The sequence below is a fragment of the Sporosarcina jeotgali genome (genome assembly GCF_033304595.1).
GTDB lineage: Bacteria > Bacillota > Bacilli > Bacillales_A > Planococcaceae > Sporosarcina > Sporosarcina jeotgali.
The window spans coordinates 2,229,975-2,254,379 of record NZ_CP116341.1 but is presented as its reverse complement, the minus strand read 5'-3'; the positions used below and the strand labels follow the sequence as shown (position 1 = coordinate 2,254,379).

The 24,405-nt window shown below is 44.6% G+C and carries 24 protein-coding genes, 1 pseudogene and 1 riboswitch; of the genes and pseudogenes, 20 read left to right on the top strand and 5 right to left on the bottom strand.

Annotated features, from left to right (window positions below; all coding sequences use genetic code 11):
• Positions 1-264: 264 nt before the first annotated feature.
• Complete coding sequence (locus PGH26_RS11205; protein WP_323693519.1) at positions 265-882, top strand: methyl-accepting chemotaxis protein; 618 nt, start codon at positions 265-267, stop codon at positions 880-882.
• Positions 883-989: 107 nt separating this feature from the next.
• Here the strand turns inward: PGH26_RS11205 and PGH26_RS11200 are convergent, their stop codons facing one another.
• Positions 990-1,427: a general stress protein gene (locus PGH26_RS11200; protein ID WP_323691166.1), complete on the bottom strand. Its 438-nt coding sequence runs from the start codon at positions 1,425-1,427 to the stop codon at positions 990-992.
• A gap of 418 nt (positions 1,428-1,845) precedes the next feature.
• On the bottom strand, positions 1,846-2,430 hold the full coding sequence (locus PGH26_RS11195; RefSeq protein WP_323691165.1) for a hypothetical protein: 585 nt from the start codon (positions 2,428-2,430) through the stop codon (positions 1,846-1,848).
• A gap of 185 nt (positions 2,431-2,615) precedes the next feature.
• On the opposite strand from PGH26_RS11195, the gene PGH26_RS11190 reads away from it, so the two are divergent.
• Positions 2,616-3,551, top strand: a complete 936-nt coding sequence (locus PGH26_RS11190) for a 5'-3' exonuclease (RefSeq protein ID WP_323691164.1) — start codon at positions 2,616-2,618, stop codon at positions 3,549-3,551.
• The gene (locus PGH26_RS11185; RefSeq protein ID WP_323691163.1) at positions 3,523-4,338 is read left to right on the top strand and encodes an STAS domain-containing protein; all 816 of its coding nucleotides are present in this window, start codon (positions 3,523-3,525) and stop codon (positions 4,336-4,338) included. Before PGH26_RS11190 ends, PGH26_RS11185 begins: the two co-directional genes overlap by 29 nt.
• Positions 4,339-4,358: 20 nt before the next feature.
• On the opposite strand, the gene PGH26_RS11180 is transcribed toward PGH26_RS11185, so the two are convergent.
• The 3 genes from PGH26_RS11180 to PGH26_RS11170 form a co-directional block, all read right to left on the bottom strand.
• Entirely contained in the window at positions 4,359-4,880 is a 522-nt protein-coding gene (locus PGH26_RS11180) for a C39 family peptidase (RefSeq protein WP_323691162.1), read from the bottom strand.
• Between the two features lie 17 nt (positions 4,881-4,897).
• Complete coding sequence (locus tag PGH26_RS11175; protein ID WP_323691161.1) at positions 4,898-5,356, bottom strand: STAS domain-containing protein; 459 nt, start codon at positions 5,354-5,356, stop codon at positions 4,898-4,900.
• Positions 5,357-5,463: 107 nt separating this feature from the next.
• Positions 5,464-5,784, bottom strand: coding sequence for a thioredoxin family protein (locus PGH26_RS11170; RefSeq protein ID WP_323691160.1), 321 nt, complete (start codon positions 5,782-5,784; stop codon positions 5,464-5,466).
• Between the two features lie 212 nt (positions 5,785-5,996).
• Here PGH26_RS11170 and PGH26_RS11165 point away from each other — a divergent pair, with 212 nt between their 5' ends.
• The 17 genes and pseudogenes from PGH26_RS11165 (at position 5,997) to PGH26_RS11085 (ending at position 24,404) form a co-directional block, all read left to right on the top strand.
• Positions 5,997-8,381 (top strand): 3-hydroxyacyl-CoA dehydrogenase/enoyl-CoA hydratase family protein, encoded by a 2,385-nt coding sequence (locus tag PGH26_RS11165; RefSeq protein ID WP_323691159.1) that lies wholly within the window; start codon positions 5,997-5,999, stop codon positions 8,379-8,381.
• 30 nt (positions 8,382-8,411) lie between these two features.
• A complete protein-coding gene (locus tag PGH26_RS11160) occupies positions 8,412-9,587 on the top strand; it encodes an acetyl-CoA C-acetyltransferase (RefSeq protein WP_323691158.1) in 1,176 nt (391 codons plus the stop codon).
• Between the two features lie 36 nt (positions 9,588-9,623).
• Positions 9,624-11,411: an acyl-CoA dehydrogenase FadE gene (locus PGH26_RS11155; RefSeq protein ID WP_323691157.1), complete on the top strand. Its 1,788-nt coding sequence runs from the start codon at positions 9,624-9,626 to the stop codon at positions 11,409-11,411.
• A gap of 80 nt (positions 11,412-11,491) precedes the next feature.
• Complete coding sequence (locus PGH26_RS11150) at positions 11,492-11,851, top strand: arsenate reductase family protein (RefSeq protein ID WP_323691156.1); 360 nt, start codon at positions 11,492-11,494, stop codon at positions 11,849-11,851.
• Between the two features lie 77 nt (positions 11,852-11,928).
• Entirely contained in the window at positions 11,929-12,312 is a 384-nt protein-coding gene (gcvH, locus tag PGH26_RS11145; protein ID WP_323691155.1) for a glycine cleavage system protein GcvH, read from the top strand.
• Between the two features lie 67 nt (positions 12,313-12,379).
• Complete coding sequence (locus tag PGH26_RS11140) at positions 12,380-12,679, top strand: thioredoxin family protein (protein ID WP_323691154.1); 300 nt, start codon at positions 12,380-12,382, stop codon at positions 12,677-12,679.
• Between the two features lie 50 nt (positions 12,680-12,729).
• Positions 12,730-12,835: riboswitch (SAM riboswitch) on the top strand.
• Positions 12,836-12,955: 120 nt separating this feature from the next.
• A complete protein-coding gene (locus PGH26_RS11135) occupies positions 12,956-13,978 on the top strand; it encodes a methionine ABC transporter ATP-binding protein (protein ID WP_323691153.1) in 1,023 nt (340 codons plus the stop codon).
• Positions 13,975-14,643 (top strand): methionine ABC transporter permease, encoded by a 669-nt coding sequence (locus tag PGH26_RS11130; RefSeq protein ID WP_323691152.1) that lies wholly within the window; start codon positions 13,975-13,977, stop codon positions 14,641-14,643. Before PGH26_RS11135 ends, PGH26_RS11130 begins: the two co-directional genes overlap by 4 nt.
• Positions 14,644-14,881: 238 nt before the next feature.
• Entirely contained in the window at positions 14,882-15,724 is an 843-nt protein-coding gene (locus tag PGH26_RS11125; protein ID WP_323691151.1) for a MetQ/NlpA family ABC transporter substrate-binding protein, read from the top strand.
• A 96-nt stretch (positions 15,725-15,820) separates the two neighbouring features.
• A pseudogene (locus PGH26_RS11120) lies at positions 15,821-17,066 on the top strand (dicarboxylate/amino acid:cation symporter).
• Between the two features lie 332 nt (positions 17,067-17,398).
• A complete protein-coding gene (sufC, locus tag PGH26_RS11115; protein WP_431312493.1) occupies positions 17,399-18,178 on the top strand; it encodes a Fe-S cluster assembly ATPase SufC in 780 nt (259 codons plus the stop codon).
• 18 nt (positions 18,179-18,196) lie between these two features.
• Positions 18,197-19,504, top strand: a complete 1,308-nt coding sequence (gene sufD / locus PGH26_RS11110; protein WP_323691150.1) for a Fe-S cluster assembly protein SufD — start codon at positions 18,197-18,199, stop codon at positions 19,502-19,504.
• Positions 19,504-20,724, top strand: coding sequence for a cysteine desulfurase (locus PGH26_RS11105; RefSeq protein WP_323691149.1), 1,221 nt, complete (start codon positions 19,504-19,506; stop codon positions 20,722-20,724). Before sufD ends, PGH26_RS11105 begins: the two co-directional genes overlap by 1 nt.
• Complete coding sequence (gene sufU, locus PGH26_RS11100; protein ID WP_025782993.1) at positions 20,724-21,161, top strand: Fe-S cluster assembly sulfur transfer protein SufU; 438 nt, start codon at positions 20,724-20,726, stop codon at positions 21,159-21,161. Before PGH26_RS11105 ends, sufU begins: the two co-directional genes overlap by 1 nt.
• 22 nt (positions 21,162-21,183) lie before the next feature.
• Positions 21,184-22,581: a Fe-S cluster assembly protein SufB gene (sufB, locus tag PGH26_RS11095; protein WP_323691148.1), complete on the top strand. Its 1,398-nt coding sequence runs from the start codon at positions 21,184-21,186 to the stop codon at positions 22,579-22,581.
• 127 nt (positions 22,582-22,708) lie between these two features.
• Positions 22,709-23,419, top strand: a complete 711-nt coding sequence (locus tag PGH26_RS11090) for an N-acetylmuramoyl-L-alanine amidase family protein (RefSeq protein ID WP_323691147.1) — start codon at positions 22,709-22,711, stop codon at positions 23,417-23,419.
• A 124-nt stretch (positions 23,420-23,543) separates the two neighbouring features.
• On the top strand, positions 23,544-24,404 hold the full coding sequence (locus PGH26_RS11085) for a DUF72 domain-containing protein (protein ID WP_323691145.1): 861 nt from the start codon (positions 23,544-23,546) through the stop codon (positions 24,402-24,404).
• Position 24,405: the final 1 nt, after the last annotated feature.

Sequence of the window (24,405 nt, the reverse complement as noted above, 5' to 3'; positions counted from 1 at the left end):
AAGAAGAGCCTACTTGTTATGAGATACTGCACTTCTACAGGGTTCATTGATAAAAAAGGAACCGTCACAACTGCAGGCCAACAGCATATCTGCAATTGTGATGGTTTTCATTTCCATTACTGTGGCTGTCTTATTATCAATTGTGATCGGGCGCAAAGTATCCAGACCTATAAATGAGTTTAGTAAAGTGATTGACCGAACCGCCCAATTGAATTTCACTGAAAATGAACATATTAGTAATAGAAAAGAGCATGGAACAAATCAATAACTACACAAGACAGTCCAAAGAAAACGGTTATCGAACTCCACGAGAAGTCTTCGGAAATCGAAAAATTCTCTGGCTTTATTACTTCAATTTCGAAACAACCCAATTTGCTGGCATTGAACGCTGCTATTGAATCTGCACGCGCCGGTGAAGCAGGAAAAGGATTTGCGGTGGTGGCAGATGAAGTACGGAAACTTGCCGAAGAATCGAGTAACGCGGCAAATCACATACGTCAGCTGATTAATGAAATCAAACAAGACATCTCACAAACGGTTGATAGTATGACAGATGGATATGAAGCAGTGAAAAATGGCACTTCGTTAGTGAGTGAAGCGGGTGAAGCATTCAGAAGTATTTTACAGGCAGTCCAATCTGTTTCTGAACAAACAAACGAAGCAACATCGATTTCAACAGAAGTCGAAAGTGTCATGGGGACGTTACTGAATTCAATCAACCAAATCTCTTCATTGTACGAAAAGTTAGCAATCCACTCTGGTGAAATTGCGGCAACGACGGAAGAGCAAACAGCAACAGTAGACGAAGTTGCTTCTGCAGCTAAAAACTTATCCGACATCGCTGAAGATTTAAAAGGAGAAATCGGAAAGTTCACTGTGTAACTCAAGGATAAGTATAAGGTGATTTTGGAAACAATTTAGTGAAATGGTAAGAAGGCAGCCAATGGTTAACTTGGCTGCCTTCTTTTTTATGTGTTCAAAAACATGCATTACTCTTCGGGATGAACGAACACCAGAATCTTACCCTCCTGAACGTCTTCAGAATAACGTTCGGCTTCCTCATCGGGGACTCCGATTTCCATAAGCGCATGCTTGAATCCGCCAGCACCGGATCTGGCGCCTACCACGGCTCCTCCAATTGTTGAAAGAATAGGGCCTGCTGCCAACACAGCGCCAAGCCCGGGAACCGCAATTGCAGATAGCCCGGCGATTACGCCTGCTATACCAAGTGTTCCCCCAGTTACAGCTCCTGCTATGGCTCCATCCTTAGTGGAAGGTTTTACTACCTGTGTAATTTCAGATAGATCTCTTGTATTTTGTGCGATAACTGAAATTTCCTCAATTGTGAAGCCTGTCTTTTTTAGGCTTTCCACAACATCAGTCACTTGGTGCTCATTTTCATATACTCCAATAACATGATTCTTCATGGGTACTTACCTCCTGTTTGCTTCAACCATGCATTCTATAACCGCTCTTTCGTTTTTTTAGACACATTTCCTTTTCAAGTTCTCTTTTTTAGAATAACTAAGTGGGATGCAAGATGTATTGTCTTTTGTTTCAGGTAGATGGTGTGAAAATCCCGATAGGTGTTCATACCCCGGGCAAAGCGCTCATAAATCCCGAAAAGTGATCATACCCCGGGGCCAAGTGCTCATAAATCCCGAAAAGTGATCATACCCCGGGCAAAGCGCTCATAAATCCCGAAAAGTGATCATACCCCGGGCAAAGCGCTCATAAATCCCGAAAAGTGATCATATCCCTAAAATCTATCCCTTCAAGCTCTCAAATTTCAACCCAAAAAAGACCAGCCGCAGCTGGTCTCCCTCTCTCACCATAATCTTTCCGTTAAAAACAAGTAAACTGATCAATGCGATCTAAGTCAATCCCAGTATAAACCCAGCGTCGCCACTGATCACTCCACTGATATCCTGCAACTGACGTTCTGCCGACAAAGGTCGGGAAGAACCAGAAACCGTGTCTTCGAGAGGTCCAGACATACGTAAAGCGGTACATGCATCCACGAATTCCGCCAGGATCTACGCGCAGCATACTTTGTTCAGGGTATTGCGGTGTTTGGGAAGGGGGGGCTGAAGTAGGTGGTCCTTGCTGCTGTCCGCCACCGCCGCCTCCACCCGATCCTGGATAGGAAGGCTGACCCGGGTTCCATCCGCCTTGCCCTGGCCAGCCGGACTGACCTGGAAATCCTGGCTGGTTCGACCATCCCGGCCAGCTTTGCTGTGGATGGCGGGACGAATTCTGCCACGGATTCCAACCTGATTGGGAAGGTTGGATCCAGTTATTCACTGCCGTTTGATGAGGATTCACATGCATCGCAGTCGCATTCCAATCTTCCTGACTGCCGGGCTGCTGAACGTATCCATCTGGAAGCTCGGGAAACCATTGTTCCTCGGTATAATCGTTAGGATTCATAATCTTACCCCTTTCAGAATTTCACTCTGCTCCCCATACTATGACAACTGCTCAGGCTGCGTTAGACGAGTGCCTATCTAATAGCGCCCCCTTTAAGAAATGAACGTGCTAAACTTTGAAGTCATGGTATGATAAAGAGAAGAAATAAGTACATAAGATAAAGAACTGCGAAGGAGAGTGAGCATGTGAGTGCTGAACGTCCACACATATTGTTAATTGATGGAATGGCCTTGTTATTCCGTTCGTTTTTTGCGACAGCTGTACGAAAACAATTTCAATATAACGAAGATGGAATCCCCACAAATGGAGTTCAAGGTTTTTTAAGACATACGTTAACGGCAGCGAACCTTTTCCAGCCTACCCATATCGCGGTTTGCTGGGACATGGGGGCTGTTACGTTCCGGAATGATATGTATGACGGCTATAAAGCCAATCGCCCTGCGCCTGCCCCAGAGTTAGTCCCGCAATTCGATATGGCCCGTCAGGCTTCAGAAGCCATGGGATGGAAAAACTACGGCGTTGAAGGCATGGAAGCTGATGATTTAATCGGCTCCCTCGTTAAAACGTGGAAAGCGGATGCGGACGTAACGGTTGTATCTGGAGATAAAGATCTCCTTCAGTTGCTCGCCCCATCTGTCCGGATCGCCTTGACAAAAAAAGGGCATTCCATCTACGACGTGTACACAGAAGCGCGTTTTATAGATGATTACGGAATGACCCCTGTCCAATTCATAGACTACAAAGCGTTCATTGGAGACACGAGTGATGGGTATCCCGGAGTCAAAGGGATTGGACCAAAGACGGCATTAAAACTCATTCAAACTTATGGGACAGCTGAAGAAGTGGTCAATTCGCTGGACAAGCTGACGAGTTCGGAAAAAAACAAAATACAGGACAACTTGGCGATGCTGCATTTATCTAAAGAACTCGCAACCATACACTGCGAGGTAGATTTAGGTAAATCATTAGAGTCCCTTGAAATTCCGGATTATAATGAACAAACGGAAGCACATCTAAGGAAATATGGTTTGAACTCAGTCCTTAAACAATTGGAAGCAGCAAACCTATTACCAATTACAAGGAGGAGTCTGGATGAAGGAATTATTGATCCGTTTAAGTGATAAAGTTATTGAAAATGCAGAACAGCTCGCTATGCTGATTACCAGGCAGCAGAATGATCGCTATCCGATCATGAAGAGGATAGAAGAAGAACTTTATCCAGCCCGTGTCGAACTAGTAAAGTTATATGCAAATGCATTGAAGTTAGAAGATGGAGAGCGAATTGAGCAATTGCAAAAATGGGGTCAAGAGGCAGGGACGCACTTTGCCAAAAAAGAAATTATCTCATTGGACATGATGCTGCGTGAAGTTCCTGAGTATCGCGCGTATATTGGAACTGTTTTAAAGCACGAAGGAATTAACAGCGAAATCAGTTCAGAAGATATGTATGAACTTACAACGGCACTCGATACAATTGTCAATGACGTCGTCTATTACTTCAGTCTTCCTTTTGTCCATTACGAGAAAGAAATGCTGAAAATTTCACAAGCTGCAATTGCCGAACTTTCTGTACCGATTGCCTCAATAAATGATACGACCGCTATCCTTCCGCTAATTGGAGTCATGGATTTCAATAGAGGCACAGCGTTACAAGAGAAAGTGTTAAAGGAAGCAGTCCGTCTCAATCTTGAGTATTTGATTATCGATTTATCTGGACTTCAAACAACGGATACATTTGTTGCACAGCAATTATTCATTCTCTTTGAATCCCTGTCCTTAGTCGGGGCTGTTCCTGTAGTTAGCGGTGTTACACCTGCCATCGCACAAACGCTGGTCGGTCTCGGCCTCGACTTCGGGACCATCAAAAGCTTTGCAACGTTAAAACAAGCAATTCAATATGTGGCATAACAAAAAGGACACTGAGTGAATCAGTGTCCTTTCAATTTCGGTGAGATTTTCACAAAAGACAAAACTTCCTGGTTCTTGCGGTAGGACACAAAGCGCACAGTGCTGGGAGAAGAGGGACTGCCGTTATCATGGATAGCAAGAATCACATCATCCGCTGTTTTTTCGTATCCAATAACAGGGACCCAGTGGTAGTCAAATTCATAGTGTCCACTCCATTTGAATGAAAACCATTTATCAAATTTCGCAGCAACGGGACGGCCGTTTTCAAGTTCCCCTAATACTTCAGATAATGTACACTTCCGAACTTCCCATCCGTCACCCAGCAACTTAGCAAGCCTGTGAACGAAACGCCACGTGAATAACCCGATTCGAGTAGTCCCCAATAGCTTGTAAAGCTTGTTAACAGGAACTCTGGAAATAGGGAGATTCAAATCGTGTATGATCACAGAAGCGGTTACAGGACTGCATGCAGAGGATCTGAATTTCGGGTCTATGGAAGTGTCAAATTGCGATCTGCCTTGGAACTCCTTAACGAACGGCATGACAAAAACCTCCTTACTTATGCTCTAGAAAAGGAAAGTCCTTTTTCATCCATAAGCACTTGCAATGCCGATTTGAAGTTTGCATAGGATTCTACCTCGGATGCAACTCCTGCGTTCACTAATTGACGAACAAATGGAGGGGTGAAGCCGACCATTATCGGACGAATGCCCATCAATTGCAGTTCGGACCGCATAAGCTGCAGTTCCAGAGACAACATCTCCAATCCTTCCTCTTCAGCTAAACGGATACTGGAAAAGTCGAAAACGGCAGCTTCAGTGCGCCGATGATCTCCTGCGTATTCTAGAACTTTAGAGCGGACTCGTTCCATCCGTTCCTTATCTGTATATCCGACGATCGGAAGCAGGATCGTATTTTCAATAATAGACGTAATAATCGGAACGGATGTCTCTTTGATGATTTCTCTATACTCGGCAATAGTCGCTTTCAATTGTTCAATTTCTTCATTAGGATTCATTTTGCACCTCTTAGTTTTTCTTTAACCTTTCTCAAGTATAACTGATTTTCAAAAAAATACATAAAAATAACCGACTGCAAGGCAGCCGGTTGAATCGCAGGCACGGTTTAAATTGTCAAACCTTCAAGGAAGCTTGTTACTTGCTCTGGAGATTTTGCATTAGCACTGTGCAAGTGCGCTTTTTTCTCTCCGTTTTCAAAAATGAGTAAGCTTGGAATCCCCATCACATCATACTTTTCTGCAATTTCAGGAAGCACATCGCGGTCTACATCATACCAATCGTACTGGTCGTATTCTTCTGTAATCGGTCCGATGAACATGTCCATCACTCGACAGTCCGGGCACCATCCTGCTTGAAATTTAATAACTGAGCGTGATGGTTCGTTAATAATGTCATCGAATTGTTTTGCGGTTGTAATTGAATCCATATATATTCGACTCCTTTCATACCCTCAGTGTACAATGAAAAGCGCTTTCAGACTATCAACTTGTTTCGCATGAAGGCAATCATTATTTTTCGGATTTAAATATTGCGAAAACGCTGGAAATAGTCTACACTTAGATTCATAGAAAAGGTTTCTATTTTTTTTACCCACAAAATGAATGAGCATTCATTCAAAAGCAAAGGGAGGATTTTCACGTGGCTTATCAAATTAAGAAAGCAGCTGTAATCGGATCTGGCGTGATGGGGTCTGGAATCGCTGCACACCTCGCCAATATTGGGATTCCTGTTCTTCTTCTGGACATTGTTCCGAACAAACTAACAGAAGACGAAGAGAAAAAAGGACTTACACTGGAGCACAAAGCAGTTCGGAATCGAATGGTCTCAGGATCCATTCAGAAACTGCTGAAACAAAAACCCGCACCGCTGACTTCTAAGAAAAACCTGGCTTTAATTGAAGCGGGCAACTTGGAAGACGACTTGGAAAAGTTGAAAGACGCGGACTGGATCATCGAAGTTATCGTTGAAAACTTGGACGTTAAAAAGGGCTTATATGAAAAAATCGACGCTGTTCGCAAACCCGGAACAATCGTCACTTCAAATACATCAGGAATTAGTATCGATGCTATGGCAGAAGGCCGCTCGGAAGACTTCCAAAAACATTTCCTGGGCACGCATTTCTTCAATCCGCCGCGTTACTTGAAATTGCTTGAGGTAATTCCGGCAAAAACAACTTCAACTGAAGTCATCGAGTTCATGACGTCATTCGGGGAAGATCGACTTGGAAAAGGTGTTGTTTTAGCTAAAGACACACCGAACTTCATCGCCAATCGAATTGGAACTTACGGACTTCTGGTAACCCTTCGCGAAATGGAAAAACGCGGCTACACAGTGGGGGAAGTAGACTCCGTTACAGGTACTCTAATCGGCCGGCCGAAATCAGCAACATTCCGTACGCTGGATGTCGTCGGACTGGATACGTTCATGCACGTTGCGAAGAACGTCTACGACAAGACTGAAGGAGAAGAGCAAGAGGTATTCGAACTCCCGGAATTCATGAAGAAAATGATCGACAATGGCTGGATCGGTGCTAAAGCGAAGCAAGGATTCTTTGTGAAAAAAGGCAAAGAAATCTTCGAGATCGATTCATCGACGCTTGAATACGGGCCGGTCAAGAAAATGAAAACGCCTTCAATTGAAATGGCGAAGCAGCAAAAAGGACTCGGCAATCGTGTGAAGTCATTAGTGTATGCAGATGATCGCACAGGTGAGCTTCTCTGGAGCATCTTGGCACCAACACTTCTTTACTCCGCTGACATGCATAGGAAAATTGCAGATACAATTGTATCCATCGATAATGCGATGAAGTGGGGCTTCGGATGGCAGCAGGGGCCGTTTGAAGTATGGGATGCCATCGGAGTGAGTAAATCGGTCGAACGGATGAAAGAACAGGGAGAAACGATTCCTTCATTCGCTCAATCTTTGCTCGATAAAGGATTCGAAACGTTCTATAAAGAGGAAGACAATGAGCTCTTCTACTTTGACGGGGAAGGGTACTCACCAGTGCCGGTTAATGAGAAAGTAATCGACTTGAAGCGCTATAAGAAAAAGCATGGCGTCATCAAGAAGAATTCAGGCGCAAGCTTGATCGACATGGGGGACGGAATTGCACTTCTTGAATTCCATTCACAGTCTAATGCGATTGGCCTCGACATTATGCAAATGATCAACTTTGCGGTGGATGAAGTCGAGAAGAATTACAAAGGTCTCGTTATCGGCAACCAAGGAAAGAACTTCTGTGTCGGTGCAAACCTCGGAATGATCTTGATGGAAGCGCAGGATGATAACATCTTCGAACTCGATTTTGTGGTGCGTACGTTCCAGAACGCCATGATGAAAATCAAGTATTCCTCAAAACCGGTCGTTGCTGCACCGTTCCAAATGACGCTGGGCGGCGGAGCGGAAGTCTGCTTGCCAGCGGCTCATATCCAAGCTTCCATGGAAACGTATATCGGGCTTGTTGAAGCCGGTGTCGGCCTCATTCCCGGCGGCGGCGGAAACGTCGGTCTGTATTTGAAACACTTAAAAGGATTGCCGAATGGCCTACAAGTAGACTACCAAAACATCGCAAACAACGTATTTGAATCCATTGCGATGGCGAAAGTGTCGACTTCCGCTGATGAAGCACGTGAAAACAACTTCCTCGATTTCGCAGACGGCATTAGCGTCAACGCGGATCACCTTTTATATGATGCAAAACAAGCAGCACTATCGCTTTATGACAATGGCTATCAAGCGCCAAAGCATGAGAAATTCCCGGTAGTTGGTGAAACCGGCTATGCAACATTATTACTCGGTGCAGAAGGCATGCGTTTGTCAGGGTTCATCAGCGATCATGATATGAAGATTGCGAAGAAACTCGCATATGTATTGGCTGGAGGGAAACTGCCATACGGCACACTAGTCGATGAGCAGTACTTGCTGGACTTAGAGCGGGAAGCGTTCTTGAGCCTTGTAGCAGAGCCGAAGTCACAAGCACGTATGCAGCACATGCTTGTCAAAGGCAAACCATTGCGTAACTGATGAATCAGAACTTTTAGAGGAGGAAATACAATGCGTGAAGCAGTAATCGTAGCGGGTTCCCGCACACCGGTCGGCAAGGCAGGCAGAGGATCGCTTGCGACAGTCCGACCAGATGATCTAGGAGCTCTTACTATAAAAGAAACACTAAAACGCGCAGGAGGTTATGACGGTCCGATTGAAGACCTGATCATCGGCTGCGCAATGCCAGAAGCAGAACAAGGCATGAATATGGCGCGTAACATCGGTGCACTGGCGGGATTGCCAGACACGACACCAGCGATTACGATTAACCGGTTTTGTTCATCAGGACTCCAGTCCATTGCGTATGCAGCTGAGCGGATCATGCTCGGACACTCTGAAGCCATCCTAGCAGGCGGTGCAGAATCTATGAGTATGGTTCCAATGATGGGCAATACCGTTCGCCCGAATGCAAAGCTTGCTGAAGAAGCACCTGAATATTACATGGGAATGGGGCATACTGCCGAGCAAGTTGCCGTAAAATATGGAATCAGCCGTGACGACCAAGATGCGTTTGCGGTTGAATCCCATCGTCGTGCAGCAGCGGCGATTGACGCTGGAAAGTTCGATGACGAAATTGTCCCAGTCGAATTTACAAAAGGATATGTCGACAGCAATGGGAAATTCGCAGAGAAAAAAGAGACGTTTTCGATGGATGAAGGCGTGCGTCGCGGTACGACTACTGAAATCCTGGCGAAACTGCGTCCTGCATTCTCCGTAACAGGAACCGTTACTGCCGGTAATGCTTCACAAACGTCTGACGGAGCAGCATCTGTACTGGTCATGGATCGCGAAAAAGCTGTGGCGGAAGGGCTTACGCCAATCGCGAAGTTCCGTTCGTTTGCAGTAGCAGGCGTACCACCTGAAATTATGGGAATCGGACCGATCGCTGCGATTCCTAAGGCCCTGAAAATCGCTGGACTATCGATTGAAGATATTGACGTATGGGAATTGAACGAAGCATTCGCATCCCAATCGCTTCAAGTCATCCGTGAATTGAAGCTGGACACAAGCAAAGTGAATGTGAATGGCGGTGCAATTGCACTCGGTCACCCGCTTGGTGCTACAGGTACGATTTTGACGGTGCGTATGATGAGTGAACTGAAGCGTCAAGGCAAGCAATTCGGTGTCGTTACGATGTGTATCGGCGGCGGAATGGGCGCAGCTGGCGTGTTTGAATTATTATAAGCAAACTAGGAACGTAAAATAGAGGAGGAACTAGAAATGACTGAGACTACGACAAATGAGCTAATTAAAGGCGGAGCGTTTTTAACTGAAGACATTACACCGGATCGCGTATTCACTCCTGAAGACTTTTCTGACGAGCAGAAGATGATCGCGAAAACTGCGGAAGACTACGTGAAAAACGAAGTGCTTCCAGTTGTGGATAAGTTGGAAAATCATGAATTTGAGCATTCCGTAAAACTTCTTAAATCTGCCGGGGATCTGGGCCTTCTAGGCGCAGATGTTCCTGAAGAATATGACGGCCTGGGATTGGATAAAATCTCATCTGCATTAATCTCAGAAAAACTTGCAGTAGCAGGCGGATTCTCAATCACTCACGGTGCACACGTTGGAATCGGTACGCTTCCAATCGTATTGTTCGGTAATGAAGAGCAAAAGAAGAAATACTTGCCGAACTCTGTAGCAGGAGACAAAATTTCTGCATACGCGTTAACTGAGCCAGGTTCAGGATCAGATGCTCTTGGAGCTAAAACGACTGCGAAGTTGAACGCAGCGGGTACTCACTACGTATTGAATGGTGAAAAGCAGTGGATCACGAACGCTGGATTTGCGGATGTATTCGTTGTCTATGCGAAAATCGACGGTGATAAGTTCTCTGCATTCATCGTAGAACGCGAATTCCCTGGCGTTTCTGTTGGAGCGGAAGAGAAAAAGATGGGTATCAAGTCTTCATCTACACGTACATTGATCTTGTCTGACGCTGAAGTGCCTGTTGAGAACTTGCTTGGTGAAGTCGGCCGCGGCCACATCATCGCTTTCAACATTTTGAACATTGGCCGCTACAAGCTTGGAGTCGGTACAGTTGGCGGATCGAAGCGTGCGCTTGAACTTGCGATTTCGTATTCAAATGAGCGTAAGCAATTCAATACGCCGATTTCATCGTTCAACTTGACGAAAGAAAAGATTGCAACAATGGCGTCCCAGCTATATGCGACGGAAAGCTTGATTTACCGTACAGTTGGTTATTTCGAGCAGCGTCAAAGCCAGATGACTGCTGAACAGCAAAAAGACGGAAAAGCGATTGCAGCAGCAATTGCTGAGTATGCAATTGAATGTTCTATCAACAAAGTTGTCGGTTCTGAGACACTCGATTATATCGTTGACGAAGCGGTTCAATTACACGGCGGATATGGTTTCATGGCTGAATACGAAGTGGAGCGCGCATACCGCGATTCACGTATCAACCGAATCTTCGAAGGAACAAACGAAATCAACCGCATGATCGTTCCGGGAACATTCATGAAGAAAGCATTGAAAGGCGAGTTGCCATTGCTGCAACAAGCTCAAGCACTTCAAGAAGAGCTTCTTATGATGATGCCGGAAGAAATCGGCGATGCACCGCTTGAACAAGAAAAAGTTCTAGTGAAAAATGCGAAGAAAATCGGTCTGCTGGCTGCTGGATTAGCTGCACAGCGTTACGGTACGAAGCTAGAAGAAGAACAAGAAGTCCTTGTAAACATTGCGGATATTGCGAACAACATCTTTGCAATGGAATCTGCGCTCCTGCGTACTGAAAAAGCAGTCGCGAAAAACGGTGCGGAAAAAGAACAGCAAAAAATCTTGTACACCGAGATTTTCTGTCAAGAAGCATTCGCTGCAATCGAACGTGATGCAAAAGAAACACTATACGCAGCAGTGGACGGAGATAACCAGCGCATGATGATCTCCGCATTGCGCAAGTTGACTCGTTCGAACCCTTACAACGTAATTGCGAAGAAGCGTGAAGCATCCGTCAAGCTTATCGATGCTGCTAAATATGTAGTTTAATACGTATATTCCCATCCAGACTGCAATTTAAGTAGTCTGGATGTTTTTGTGGTAAAATGGAACCAATGGGGGTGACTGTATTGGGACTGCACTATTATGGCTATCCAAAATGTACAACATGTAAAAAGGCTGAAAAGTGGCTGAAAGAAAATGAGATTCCATACGAAGCATCGAACATCGCTGAACAGCCGCCGAGCGAACAAGCATTGAAAGAAATCATCACAAGTTCACAGTTGCCGTTGAAGAAGTTCTTCAATACGAGCGGCATGAAATATCGTGAACTTGGATTGAAAGACAAACTTGCGACTATGAGTGAGGATGAACAAATTAAATTGCTGGCATCTGACGGTATGCTCATTAAGCGTCCTCTGGTGACAGATGGTAAAACGACCACAGTAGGCTTCAACGAAGAGACTTTCGCAGAAACGTGGAAGGCTTAACTTCATTTCTTGTCTTTCAAAGGTACCTGTGGCAAAATAGAATTAGACATAACAATTAACTGTTGGAGGGGTAAAGAATGAGCACACCACAAGGTTTGAAGTATTCTGAAGAGCACGAATGGGTTAAAGAAGAAGACGGTAAATACCGAATTGGTATTACACACTTTGCACAATCTGAGCTTGGTGATATCGTGTTCGTTGAATTGCCATCAGTTGGCGACGAATTAAAATCAGACGAGCCATTCGGCAGTGTTGAATCTGTAAAAACAGTTTCAGAACTATATGCACCAATCAGCGGTAAAGTCGTTGAAGTAAACGAAGATTTAGAGGACAGCCCCGAGCTAGTCAACGAATCTCCTTACGAGGGTGCTTGGATGGTCGTTGTGGAAGCAACGAAGCCGGCTGAACTCGAAGAGCTTATGACTCCTGAAGACTACGACAAAATGACTGTCGGAGAATAAAACCTCAAGACGCCGCTGATCCGGCGTCTTTTATATTTTCTTTTGAAATAGAGTGAAGGTGATAGGTATGAATGAATGGACATATAGTGAGTGGAAAGAACTCGCTGATCGAGAAGAGCTTACGGCATTCTATTTGTATACACCGCTATGCGGAACGTGTGCAGTGGCCAGCAAAATATTGAATGTCGTAACAGAATTGAAGCCTGATGTTCCGATTGGAAAAGCCAATTTGAACTATGTTGAAGAACTTGCAGCAGAATACCAGATTGAAAGTGTCCCGTGCTTGCTCATTAAGCGTAAAGGAAAGTCACTTGAGAAAGTCTATGCCTTTCAATCGGTTCAAAATATTCTCGAAAAGCTTAGTTGACACTCCTAAATCGCTATGGTATAACTAATAGCAACCAATTGAATAACTGACTCTTATACAGAGAGGTGGAGGGGAGTACCCTGCGAAGCCCGGCAACCGTCAATAAACTTGAAATGGTGCCAAGTCACACAAAGCATTTGCTTTGAAAGATGAGAGATCGGATGAACGCCATGAATTTTAATGCGTACGCCTTTCTGTGAATCTGCAGGAAGGCGTTTTTATTTTTTAATTGCAAACAATCATGGACAGAATGAAAAGCAGTGAGGTGGGTGTCGAATGATTCAATTAGCAAATGTCAACAAACGATTTGGGACCTCAAGCACTGCAATTACTGCAGTTGACGGAGTTAACCTTACAATTGAAGAAGGAAAGATATACGGCATTATCGGATACAGCGGTGCCGGGAAAAGTACATTGATCCGCTTGCTGAACGGACTGGAACAGCCAACAGACGGATCGGTCGAAGTCAATGGACGTAAGATCTCATCCATCGGCGGAAAAGAACTCCGCCAAGCCCGGCAAAAAATCAGTATGATCTTCCAGCATTTCAATTTACTTTGGTCTCGCACCGTTAAAGAAAACATCATTTTTCCGTTAGAAATAGCAGGTGTTAACAAAGCAGAGCGAGAGAAAAAAGCATCTGAACTGATAGAGCTTGTAGGATTAGCAGGACGTGAAAATGCTTATCCATCGCAATTATCAGGCGGCCAGAAACAGCGTGTCGGGATTGCCCGGGCACTTGCAAACGACCCAGAAGTACTCTTATGTGATGAAGCCACGTCAGCACTTGATCCAGAAACGACGGACGCAATACTAGACTTGCTGACAAGCATTAACGAACGTCTCGGATTAACAATTGTCCTCATCACGCACGAAATGCACGTCATCCGGAAAATCTGTCATGAGGTCGCAGTAATGGAAGCGGGACGCGTTGTAGAAACAGGAGACGTACTGCAGCTCTTCCAGTCACCTAAAGAACCGATTACCAAACGATTTGTTTCACAAGTGACGGAACCGGAAGATGCGAAGAAAGTGATGTCACTCATGCATCAGGATTATCCGGACGGCACCCTCGTCAAACTAGCATTTGTCGGAGAACGCACTGAGCAGCCTGTCCTCGCTAGTTTAATAAGAGAGTATCCAGTGGATGTCAGCATTCTTCAAGGGAACATCTCGCAAACTCGCGGCGGTGCATACGGGACGCTGATTTTACAACTGACAGGGGACCCCGAAGCCATTACAAATGCGATTCAATACTTACATGAACAAGGTGTTCAAACGGAGGTGTTTGAGAAATGATTGAAACCTATTTCCCGAACGTCGACTGGGCAAAAATGTGGGATGCAACTGTAGAAACCCTTTATATGACCGCAGTCTCCACCGTATTCACATTCATTATCGGACTCGCACTTGGAATTCTATTGTTCCTAACTGCACCTGGTCATATATGGGCTAACAAACTCGTGAATTTGCTGACTGGCTCGATCGTTAATATCTTCCGGTCGATTCCATTTATCATTTTGATCATCCTGCTTATTCCTTTCACGAAATTCCTGCTCGGCACAATTCGCGGACCGGAAGCAGCAATGCCGGCATTGATTATAGGAGCCGCACCATTTTACGGAAGAATGGTCTTGATTGCGCTGACTGAAATCGATAAAGGTGTACTGGAGGCAGCACGCTCAATGGGAGCAAAAACCTCAACCATCATCTTCAAAGTATTATTGCCAGAATCGATGCCCGCTTTAATCTCAGGGATCACAGTTACTGCGATTGCACTGGTAGGCTACACAGCAATGGCAGGAATTATCGGTGCCGGAGGACTTGGAACACTCGCTTTTCTAGACGGATTCCAGCGAAGCCGTGAAGACGTTACTCTCGTTTCAACCGTCTTAATCCTAGTCGTCGTCTTCATCCTGCAATTCGCAGGAGACTTCGCCGTCAAAAGATTAGACAAACGATAATCCAGGGAAAAACAGGCGTGCCTGTCTACTATATAATGACTTTGGTTATGGACGGTGTTGATTTACGTTGCAGGCGGACGCTTTCCGCGGGCTCGAACTCAGCCTCCTCGGTCGCTGCGCTTCCTGCGGGGTCTTCGGTCTTCGCTGATTCCGCAGGAGTCGCCGCCTTACACTTCAATCAACGGATCATGTATTAGCAACAAAGTCACTAAAAAATCAGAAAAGGGAAGTGGAATGGATGAAAAAGTTTTTAACTGGAATTTTACTAGCGGTACTTGTATTAGCACTTGCAGCATGCGGAGCCAAAGACGACAAAAACGGAAGCGCAGGCGGTTCTGATGAAGACTCGAAAGTCATCAAAGTCGGTGCTTCAAACGTTCCACACGCAGAAATCCTAGAAGAAGCAAAGCCATTGTTGAAAGAAAAAGGCTATGACTTAGAAATCGAACCGTATCAGGACTACGTACTTCCGAACCAAGACCTGGACTCCGGAGACCTGGACGCGAACTACTTCCAGCACATCCCTTACATGGAAACACAAATTGCAGACCACGGATATGACTTCACAAACGCAGGCAGCATTCATATCGAGCCTATCGGTGTCTATTCTAAGAAATACAAATCGCTGGACGAACTTCCTGAAGGCGCTACAATCCTAATCAGTAACTCAGTCGCAGACCATGGCCGTGTTCTTGCAATGCTTGAAGCAGAAGGTCTTATCAAGCTAAAAGACGGTGTGGATAAAACTAAAGCTGAAGTGAAAGACATTGTGGATAACCCTAAAAACATTCAATTCGATGCGAACTACGAAGCAGCACTTCTTCCGCAAATGTATGATAGTGAAGAAGGCGATGCAGTTCTCATCAACTCAAACTATGCAATTGACGCAGGCATCAATCCGATGGAAGATTCAATCGCACTTGAAGAATCAGACTCTCCGTACGTAAACATTATCGCAGTTAATACAGGTGATGAAGACAAACCAGCGATTAAAGCACTTGGTGAAGTCCTGACTTCGAAAGAAATCCAAGACTTCATCCTCGATAAGTGGAAAGGGTCCGTTGTACCTGTCACTAAATAATAGAAGAAACCTCTCATTTTTTTTTCAAAATGAGAGGTTTTTTTTATGGAAAATGTTCATAAAGGTTCATACTTTTTTAAAGCGTTTTCATGTATGATGGAAAGAGTTTTACTAATTCAACGCACGAAAGGAGTTTGGAAATTGAAATTTAAAATAGGACTGATTTGGCGTATTGTTATAGCGATCGCCCTTGCAGTGGGGCTTGGTTATTTAACACCTATGATTGGTGAAGGGTTTGCAAAAGGCTTCACGCGCTTCTTCGCAACATTTAACATGATCTTTGGGGGATTCCTTAACTTTGTAGTTCCATTAATTATTTTGGCATTCATCGCACCGGGAATTGCAAAACTTGGTAAAGGGTCTGGGAAGCTGCTTGGTCTTGCGACATTATTTGCGTATACATCAACAATCATCGCAGGAATTCTTGCATTCTTTGCAGCAACCAGCATACTGCCAGGATACATAAGCGGGTTAGGCAGCAAATCGATTAGAAACTGCGAAAGAGGCGGCAACTGCGTTCTTCGATCTGGAAATGACACCTCTCATGGGGGTTATGACGGCATTGCTTCTTGCATTTGTATTGGGGATTGGAATGGCCGCAATTGGCAGCAAAACAATGCTTAGTATGTTTGAAGAATTGAATGTAATTATTGAAAAAGTGATTTCAGTCATCATTATTCCTCTTTTACCAATTCATATTTTCGGGATTTTCTTAAATATGACCTATACTGGCGAAGTGGCAAAAGTACTTTCGATTTTCATTTTCGTCTTTGTGATGATCATCATTCTTCATTTGATTATGCTCACATTGCAATACACAGTTGCAGGGGCAGTATCGCAGCGGAACCCGTTCCGTCTGATGAAGATTATGGCTCCCGCTTATTTCACAGCGGTGGGTACTCAATCTTCAGCGGCAACGATTCCTGTAACGCTGCGTCAAGCGAAGCAAACAGGTGCATCTGCACGAGTTACGGACTTTACGATTCCGTTGTTTGCGACCATTCACTTATCAGGCAGCACCATTACACTTGTATCTTGTTCAATCGGAGTCATGCTCATGAACGATATGCCAATTAGCTTTGTTGCCTATCTTGGCTTCATCTTCATGTTAGGAATTACAATGATTGCGGCGCCAGGAGTACCAGGCGGGGCAGTAGTCGCAGCAACAGGTCTATTGGCTTCCATGCTGGGCTTTGACGAGTCTATGGTTGCGCTCATGATTGCCTTATACATGGCACAAGACAGCTTCGGTACTGCAACCAACGTTACAGGCGACGGGGCACTTGCCATCGTGGTCGACAGTTTTTCAAAAGACGGCACATCTGCAAAACTATCTAAATAAGCAAACGTTCATTAGCAGCGCGTCAATCTTCTATTACTTTAGAGGATGGCGCGCTTTTGGTTTCTATAAAGAATGAAAGAATAGATGAGAATATCTATGTTTAATAAACTAAATCAGCAGATACAGTTTGTGAACAGGCCGTGATAAATTCTCATTGACAATACATCAATTGAAAATGAAAGTAAGTGGAAAAAACCGAGTAAATGGAAGGTTTCTTTGATTAATTATAATCATTCTTAATGATTTGCAAGTACTACGTATATAGGATAAGATTAGAATGATGATAAATAGAAGATGATAAAATTCATCTTAAGCATACTGGAGGTATTGGAATGGCTACTTTGGAAATCAAAGATCTTCATGTTTCAATCGAAGACAAAGAAATACTTAAAGGTGTCAATTTAACAATCAACACAAATGAAATCCATGCAATCATGGGACCGAACGGAACAGGTAAATCTACGCTCGCGTCTGCAATCATGGGTCATCCAAAATACGAAGTAACATCAGGTTCTGTTCTTCTTGATGGAGAAGAAGTTCTTGAAATGGAAGTGGACGAACGTGCGAAAGCCGGATTGTTCCTGGGCATGCAATACCCAAGTGAAATTACAGGCGTAACAAACGCTGACTTCCTTCGCTCAGGCATTAACGCACGACGCGAAGAAGGCGACGAAATTTCATTGATGAAGTTCATCCGCGAACTCGACAGCAAAATGGAAGTTCTTGAAATGGACGAAGATATGGCAACTCGCTACTTGAACGAAGGATTCTCAGGCGGAGAGAAAAAGCGTAACGAAATTCTTCAGCTTATGATGTTGAAACCTAAGTTCGCAATCCTGGACGAAATCGATTCCGGACTTGATATCGACGCGTTGCGTATCGTTTCAACGGGCATCAACGAAATGCGCGGCGAAGACTTCGGCTGCTTGATCATTACTCACTATCAGCGTTTGTTAAACTACATCACACCTGATCACGTACACGTGATGATGCAAGGCCGCGTTGTGAAATCTGGCGGAGCAGAACTTGCTCGTAAACTGGAAGAACAAGGCTACGACTGGATTAAAGAAGAGTTAGGGATCGAAGAAGAGACGGTTGAACAAGAAGCGTAAGAGGGAGGACGATTGAACATGACGGTTGAAACTAAATTGGCATTGACCGGAGAAGACGTCCGCTCTTATTCCGCATCTACGGGGGAAGCGAGCTGGTTAACCGATCTCCGCTTGGAAGCGCTAAACAAAGTAGAGTCACTTCCAATGCCGAAACCAGACAAAACTAAGATTGATAAATGGAATTTCACTGAGTTCCCTGTACATGCTGTTGAAAGCACTGTATACGAGAACCTTAGCCAACTTCCAGACGATGCAAAATCACTAGTTGACGCAGAAAACCAAAAAAATATTTATGTTCAGCATAACAACACACCTGCTTATTTATCGCTATCGGATGAATTGAAAGAGCAAGGCGTTATTTTGACAGATATTTTCACGGCTTCTCGTGAACATAGCGATCTTGTAAAGAAATACTTCATGGCGGATGGCGTTAAAGTGGACGAGCACCGCCTCACTGCATTCCACGCAGCACTCATGAATGGCGGCGTATTTGTATACGTGCCGAAAAACGTAGAAGTGAAGCAGCCGATCCAAGTGCTGTTTTTACATGATGATGCTCAAGCATCTCTTTTCAATCACGTAATTGTAGTCGCAGAAGCGAACAGTGCTGTCACTTACGTTGAGAACTATCTTTCTACAGTTCCTCACGCTGAAGGACTTGCAAATATTGTTTCTGAAGTATTCACAGGTGATAATGCTGTCGTTACTTATGGCGCAGTGGATGTACTTGCTGAAGGATTTACAACGTATGTAAACCGCCGTGGAATTGCAGGCCGTGATAGCCGCATTGACTGGGCACTTGGCTTGATGAATGACAGCGATACGATTTCAGACAACTTGACTCACTTGGTTGGAAACGGCTCACGCTGTGACATGAAATCTGTTGTAGTTGGACGCGGTTCACAAAAACAAAACTTCACTTCTGAAATTGTCCACTGGGGACTTGATACAGAAGGTCACATATTAAAACACGGCGTTATGAAAGATGCTGCTTCCTCTATCTTTAACGGAATTGGTAAAATTGAAAAAGGCGCAACACGTTCAAATGCGGAACAAGAGTCAAGAGTACTTATGTTAAGCGAAAAAGCTCGTGGAGATGCCAACCCAATTCTACTTATTGACGAAGACGATGTAACTGCAGGACACGCCGCTTCTGTTGGACGTGTAGATCCGCTTCAGTTGTTCTACTTGATGAGCCGCGGAATTTCGAAGCAGGAAGCAGAACGCCTCGTCATCCATGGTTTCCTTGAGCCGGTTGTCAGCAAATTGCCGATTGAAGGCGTCAAGAAACAGTTGACGGAGGTCATTGAAAGGAAAGTGCGCTGATGCTGAACAAAGACATTCGCAAAGATTTTCCAATACTCGACCAAGAAGTAAACGGTTATCCCCTTGTATACCTTGACAGTGCGGCAACTTCACAGAAGCCGCGTCAAGTGATTGAGGCGCTGGCTGACTACTATCAAAATGACAATGCGAACGTTCACCGAGGTGTTCACACACTTGGGAATCGAGCGACTGAAGGTTATGAAGGTGCACGGGAAACTGTGCGTAAGTTCTTAAATGCTTCATCAACCGAAGAAATCGTCTTTACTCGCGGTACGACGACTGCCTTGAATTTAGTTGCTCAAAGCTATGGCCGTGCCAACATCGGTGAAGGTGATGAAATTCTTATCACATATATGGAGCATCACTCGAATATCATTCCTTGGCAGCAGCTGGCGAAAGCGACTGGAGCTGTCCTGAAATACATCGATCTTGAAGAAGATGGCACGCTGTCACTTGAAAAAGTGAGCGATGCTATGACAGATCGTACAAAGATTGTTTCGATGATGTATGTCTCCAACGTTTTGGGAACGATGAATCCAATTAAAGAAATCACAGAAATTGCTCATGCGCACAATGCGGTCATGGTGGTGGACGCAGCTCAAGCAGCTCCTCACTTAAGGCTGGATGTCCAAGATTTGGACTGTGATTTCCTCGCGTTTTCTGGCCATAAGCTGTGCGGTCCGACAGGTATCGGCGCGCTCTACGGTAAAAAAGCGCTGCTGAATGAAATGGAGCCTGTTGAATTCGGCGGTGAGATGATCGACTTCGTAGGGCTTTATGATTCAACTTGGAAAGAGCTGCCTTGGAAATTCGAAGGCGGAACCCCAATCATTGCAGGGGCAATTGGAATGGCTGCTGCCATCGATTATATTGAATCCGTTGGACTCGATAACATCGAAAAGCATGAGCACGAACTGGTTGCCTATGCAATGGAACAAATGAAGACTGTTGAAGGTCTTGAAATCTACGGCCCGCGGGATTCAAGCAAGCGTGCAGGCATTGTTACTTTCAATCTTGACGGCGTTCATCCTCACGATTTAGCAACTGTGTTAGATATGAATGGTGTTGCAGTCCGTGCCGGACACCATTGCTGCCAGCCTCTTATGAAATGGCTGGATGTATCTGCAACAGCACGTGCCAGCTTCTATCTCTACAACACGAAAGAAGATGTGGACCGTCTTGTTGAAGGCCTTCGCATGGCAAAGGAGTATTTTCAATAATGGGAAACGAAAAACTGGATCAGCTGTATCGCTCGGTCATTATGGATCATTATAAAACTCCTCGCAACAAAGGAGTTCTTGAAAGCAGCAATGTTACAATCGATATGAATAACCCAACTTGCGGTGATGTGATTCACTTAACACTGCAGGTTGAAGACGACATCGTTAAGGATGCTAAGTTTGAAGGAGAAGGATGTTCGATTTCAATGGCATCCGCTTCTATGATGACGCAGCTTATCAAAGGAAAGAATACAGAAGATGCCGTCACTGCAGCTCATGCCTTTTCAGATATGATGTTAGGTAAAGATATCGATGATTCTATGGATTTTGGTGATATAGAAGCGTTGACAGGGGTCGCTAAATTCCCTGCACGTATAAAATGTGCAACTCTGCCATGGAAAGCAATGGAGAAAGGAATCGCGAGCGATTCTGAATAATAGAACGAAGGAGGACTATCAAATGGCTAAAAAGATGCCTGAAATTGGCGATTACAAATACGGTTTCCATGACAAAGACGTATCCGTATTCCGTTCAGAACGTGGATTGACGAAAGAAATTGTTGAAGAAATCTCACGTATGAAAGAAGAACCGGAATGGATGTTGAATTACCGTTTGAAGTCTTTGGACTTGTTCTACAGCAAGCCAATGCCACAATGGGGCGGAGACTTAAATTCGTTGAACTTCGATGAAATTACGTATTACGTAAAACCATCTGAAGCAACAGAAACTTCATGGGATGAAGTACCAGAAGAAATCAAGCGCACGTTTGACAAACTTGGTATTCCTGAAGCTGAACAAAAATACCTTGCAGGTGTTTCTGCACAGTATGAGTCAGAAGTGGTTTACCACAACATGAAGCAAGAACTTACGGATTTAGGAATTGTATTTAAGGATACAGATTCTGCACTTCGTGAAAACGAAGAACTGTTCAAGAAATACTTTGGTACAGTAATTCCGAACTCTGATAACAAATTTGCTGCACTCAACTCAGCAGTTTGGTCAGGCGGATCTTTCATCTATGTTCCTCCTGGCGTTAAAGTGGAAACTCCGCTGCAAGCGTATTTCCGCATTAACTCAGAGAACATGGGACAATTCGAGCGTACGCTCATCATCGTAGACGAAGGCGCAAGCGTTCACTACGTAGAAGGCTGTACAGCTCCTGTTTATACTACAAACTCACTTCACAGTGCAGTAGTTGAAATCATCATCAAAAAAGACGCTTACTGCCGTTATACAACAATTCAAAACTGGGCGAATAACGTATACAACCTAGTTACGAAGCGTGCAGTATGTGATGCGAACGCAACAATGGAATGGATCGATGGCAACATTGGTTCGAAGTTAACGATGAAATACCCTGCTGTCATCCTTAAAGGTGAAGGCGCACGCGGTATGACATTGTCAATTGCCATTGCAGGTAAAGGACAGCACCAAGATGCGGGTGCAAAAATGATGCACTTGGCTCCGAATACATCTTCTACGATTGTATCGAAGTCCATTTCACAGCATGGCGGTAAAGTAACGTACCGCGGAATCGTTCACTTCGGACGTAAAGCGGAAGGCGCTCGCGCCAACATCGAGTGTGATACGCTCATCATGGATGACAAATCGACATCAGATACGATTCCATACAACGAAATCCTAAACGATAACATTTCGCTTGAACACGAAGCAAAAGTTTCTAAAGTCTCTGAAGAGCAGCTCTTCTACTTGATGAGCCGCGGTATTTCAGAACAAGAAGCGACTGAAATGATCGTTATGGGCTTCATCGAACCATTTACAAAAGAACTTCCAATGGAATATGCCGTAGAAATGAACCGTCTCATTAAGTTCGAGATGGAAGGTTCTATCGGTTAATCAATACACGGTCCCGTACACTTCTTCATTTAAGTGCACGGGATTTTTTATTTTCTATATCTCTTTAGTTATCAGAAGCCTATATAAATGATGATCTATGTACTAACAGTTGAAAGGAGAATAGAAAATGGTGAAAATCGTACTCGATGCAGGGCATGGTTTACAAACAGCAGGAAAACAAACTCCTGATGGCGAGAAAGAATGGACGTTTAACAATGCAGTCCTTTTAGCAGCAAAGTCGAAACTGAAACTGTATGAAGAAGTGGAACTGCTGCGAGTGGATGATCCAACAGGCAGGACAGACGTCCCGCTGAAAATACGTACAGACCATGCGAATGCATGGAATGCAGATGTCTATGTATCTCTTCATCACAATGCGAATACCGGTGTTTGGGGCGATTGGGGCGGTGTGGAGACCTTTATGTTTGAAGGGAACAATTCGAACTCAAAGGCGAATGAACTTGCGCTGCTCATTCAACCGGGACTTGTCCGTGCGATGGGGTTGCGAGATCGAGGGGTACGAAAGAAAAACTTGCATGTTCTGCGCGAAACCAAAATGCCGGCAGTCCTCATCGAAGGAGGATTTATGGATTCCCGGACAGATATAGAAGCACTCAGAAATCCACTGATGTTAAAAGCACAAGGCCAAGCAATCGCTGATGCAATCATCGACTATTACCAGCTTAAACTGAATTCCAGTCAAGCATTAGAGTTGAACTCCAGCAGGAAATTTCGTTTAGTAACCGGGGTATTTCAATCTAAATCAGATGCCGAGACTTCAGCCAACCATCTAAGAGAGCAGCATGGTTGGACTGTCTATGTAAAAGAGGAGTCTTAAGAAATGACCTTTGCTTAGCCGCAAAGGTCATTTTTTCATCCACAGTCAGTTCTGAAGACCAGAATAATGGATTAGGTATGATATGATGAGGGTAACTGATTGGTACACGAATGGAGGGCTGTACATGATTGAAATCGGCTTAACTGGATGGGGCGACCACCCTGATGTATATGCGCCCTCATCTACAGCAAAAGAAAAATTGATGGACTATAGTTCTCATTTTCCAATAGTAGAACTTGACGCTACATTCTATGCGATCCAGCCAGAGAGGAATATCCGGAAATGGATCCGTGAAACGCCTGATCATTTCGGATTCATCGTCAAAGCGTACCAGGGGATGACCGGACATTTGCGCGGAGAACTGCCATATGAATCGAAGGAGGAAATGTTTGAACTCTTTCGTCTTTCAATGGAACCGCTGCAAGAAGCGGACAAGCTATCGCTCATTTTAGTTCAGTTCCCGCCTTGGTTCGATTGTGTCAAAGAGAATGTCGATGAAATACGATACATATGTAAGCGGCTTGAAGGATTCGATATCGGAATTGAATTTCGTCACCAGTCTTGGTATGCGGAAGAATTCCGAGAAAAGACTCTTCAGTTCCTGAGAGAGAACAATCTGATCCATGTCATTGCGGACGAACCGCAAGCTGGAACTGGCAGTGTTCCTTTCATTCCTTCTGCCACCCGGAGCGACAAAGCAGTCATCCGGCTTCACGGTCGAAATGTTGCGGGCTGGCAGAATCCGGGCGGCAGCAGAGAGCACTGGCGCAAAGTCCGATACTTATATGACTATACAGATCGGGAGTTACAGGGAATTCAAACAGCAGTTGAAGAGTTAGCGCAGCAATCCGAATACGTTGCTGTTATTTTTAATAATAATTCAGGTGGTCATGCAGCAGAGAATGCCAAACGTTTTCAAAAAATGCTTCAACTCTCTTTCGATGATTTGGCTCCTAAACAGCTCGACATCTTTGAGGGGGAATAAT

Bases quoted from the DNA above. Each gene is read 5' to 3' on its own strand.
- PGH26_RS11200 (WP_323691166.1), bottom strand. From the start codon at position 1,427: ATGAAGAATCATGTTATTGGAGTATATGAAAATGAGCACCAAGTGACT.
- PGH26_RS11195 (WP_323691165.1), bottom strand. From the start codon at position 2,430: ATGAATCCTAACGATTATACCGAGGAACAATGGTTTCCCGAGCTTCCA.
- PGH26_RS11185 (WP_323691163.1), top strand. From the start codon at position 3,523: ATGAAGGAATTATTGATCCGTTTAAGTGATAAAGTTATTGAAAATGCA.
- PGH26_RS11180 (WP_323691162.1), bottom strand. From the start codon at position 4,880: ATGCCGTTCGTTAAGGAGTTCCAAGGCAGATCGCAATTTGACACTTCC.
- PGH26_RS11175 (WP_323691161.1), bottom strand. From the start codon at position 5,356: ATGAATCCTAATGAAGAAATTGAACAATTGAAAGCGACTATTGCCGAG.
- PGH26_RS11170 (WP_323691160.1), bottom strand. From the start codon at position 5,784: ATGGATTCAATTACAACCGCAAAACAATTCGATGACATTATTAACGAA.
- PGH26_RS11160 (WP_323691158.1), top strand. From the start codon at position 8,412: ATGCGTGAAGCAGTAATCGTAGCGGGTTCCCGCACACCGGTCGGCAAG.
- PGH26_RS11155 (WP_323691157.1), top strand. From the start codon at position 9,624: ATGACTGAGACTACGACAAATGAGCTAATTAAAGGCGGAGCGTTTTTA.
- gcvH (WP_323691155.1), top strand. From the start codon at position 11,929: ATGAGCACACCACAAGGTTTGAAGTATTCTGAAGAGCACGAATGGGTT.
- PGH26_RS11140 (WP_323691154.1), top strand. From the start codon at position 12,380: ATGAATGAATGGACATATAGTGAGTGGAAAGAACTCGCTGATCGAGAA.
- PGH26_RS11135 (WP_323691153.1), top strand. From the start codon at position 12,956: ATGATTCAATTAGCAAATGTCAACAAACGATTTGGGACCTCAAGCACT.
- PGH26_RS11130 (WP_323691152.1), top strand. From the start codon at position 13,975: ATGATTGAAACCTATTTCCCGAACGTCGACTGGGCAAAAATGTGGGAT.
- PGH26_RS11125 (WP_323691151.1), top strand. From the start codon at position 14,882: ATGAAAAAGTTTTTAACTGGAATTTTACTAGCGGTACTTGTATTAGCA.
- sufC (WP_431312493.1), top strand. From the start codon at position 17,399: ATGGCTACTTTGGAAATCAAAGATCTTCATGTTTCAATCGAAGACAAA.
- sufD (WP_323691150.1), top strand. From the start codon at position 18,197: ATGACGGTTGAAACTAAATTGGCATTGACCGGAGAAGACGTCCGCTCT.
- PGH26_RS11105 (WP_323691149.1), top strand. From the start codon at position 19,504: ATGCTGAACAAAGACATTCGCAAAGATTTTCCAATACTCGACCAAGAA.
- sufU (WP_025782993.1), top strand. From the start codon at position 20,724: ATGGGAAACGAAAAACTGGATCAGCTGTATCGCTCGGTCATTATGGAT.
- sufB (WP_323691148.1), top strand. From the start codon at position 21,184: ATGGCTAAAAAGATGCCTGAAATTGGCGATTACAAATACGGTTTCCAT.
- PGH26_RS11090 (WP_323691147.1), top strand. From the start codon at position 22,709: ATGGTGAAAATCGTACTCGATGCAGGGCATGGTTTACAAACAGCAGGA.
- PGH26_RS11085 (WP_323691145.1), top strand. From the start codon at position 23,544: ATGATTGAAATCGGCTTAACTGGATGGGGCGACCACCCTGATGTATAT.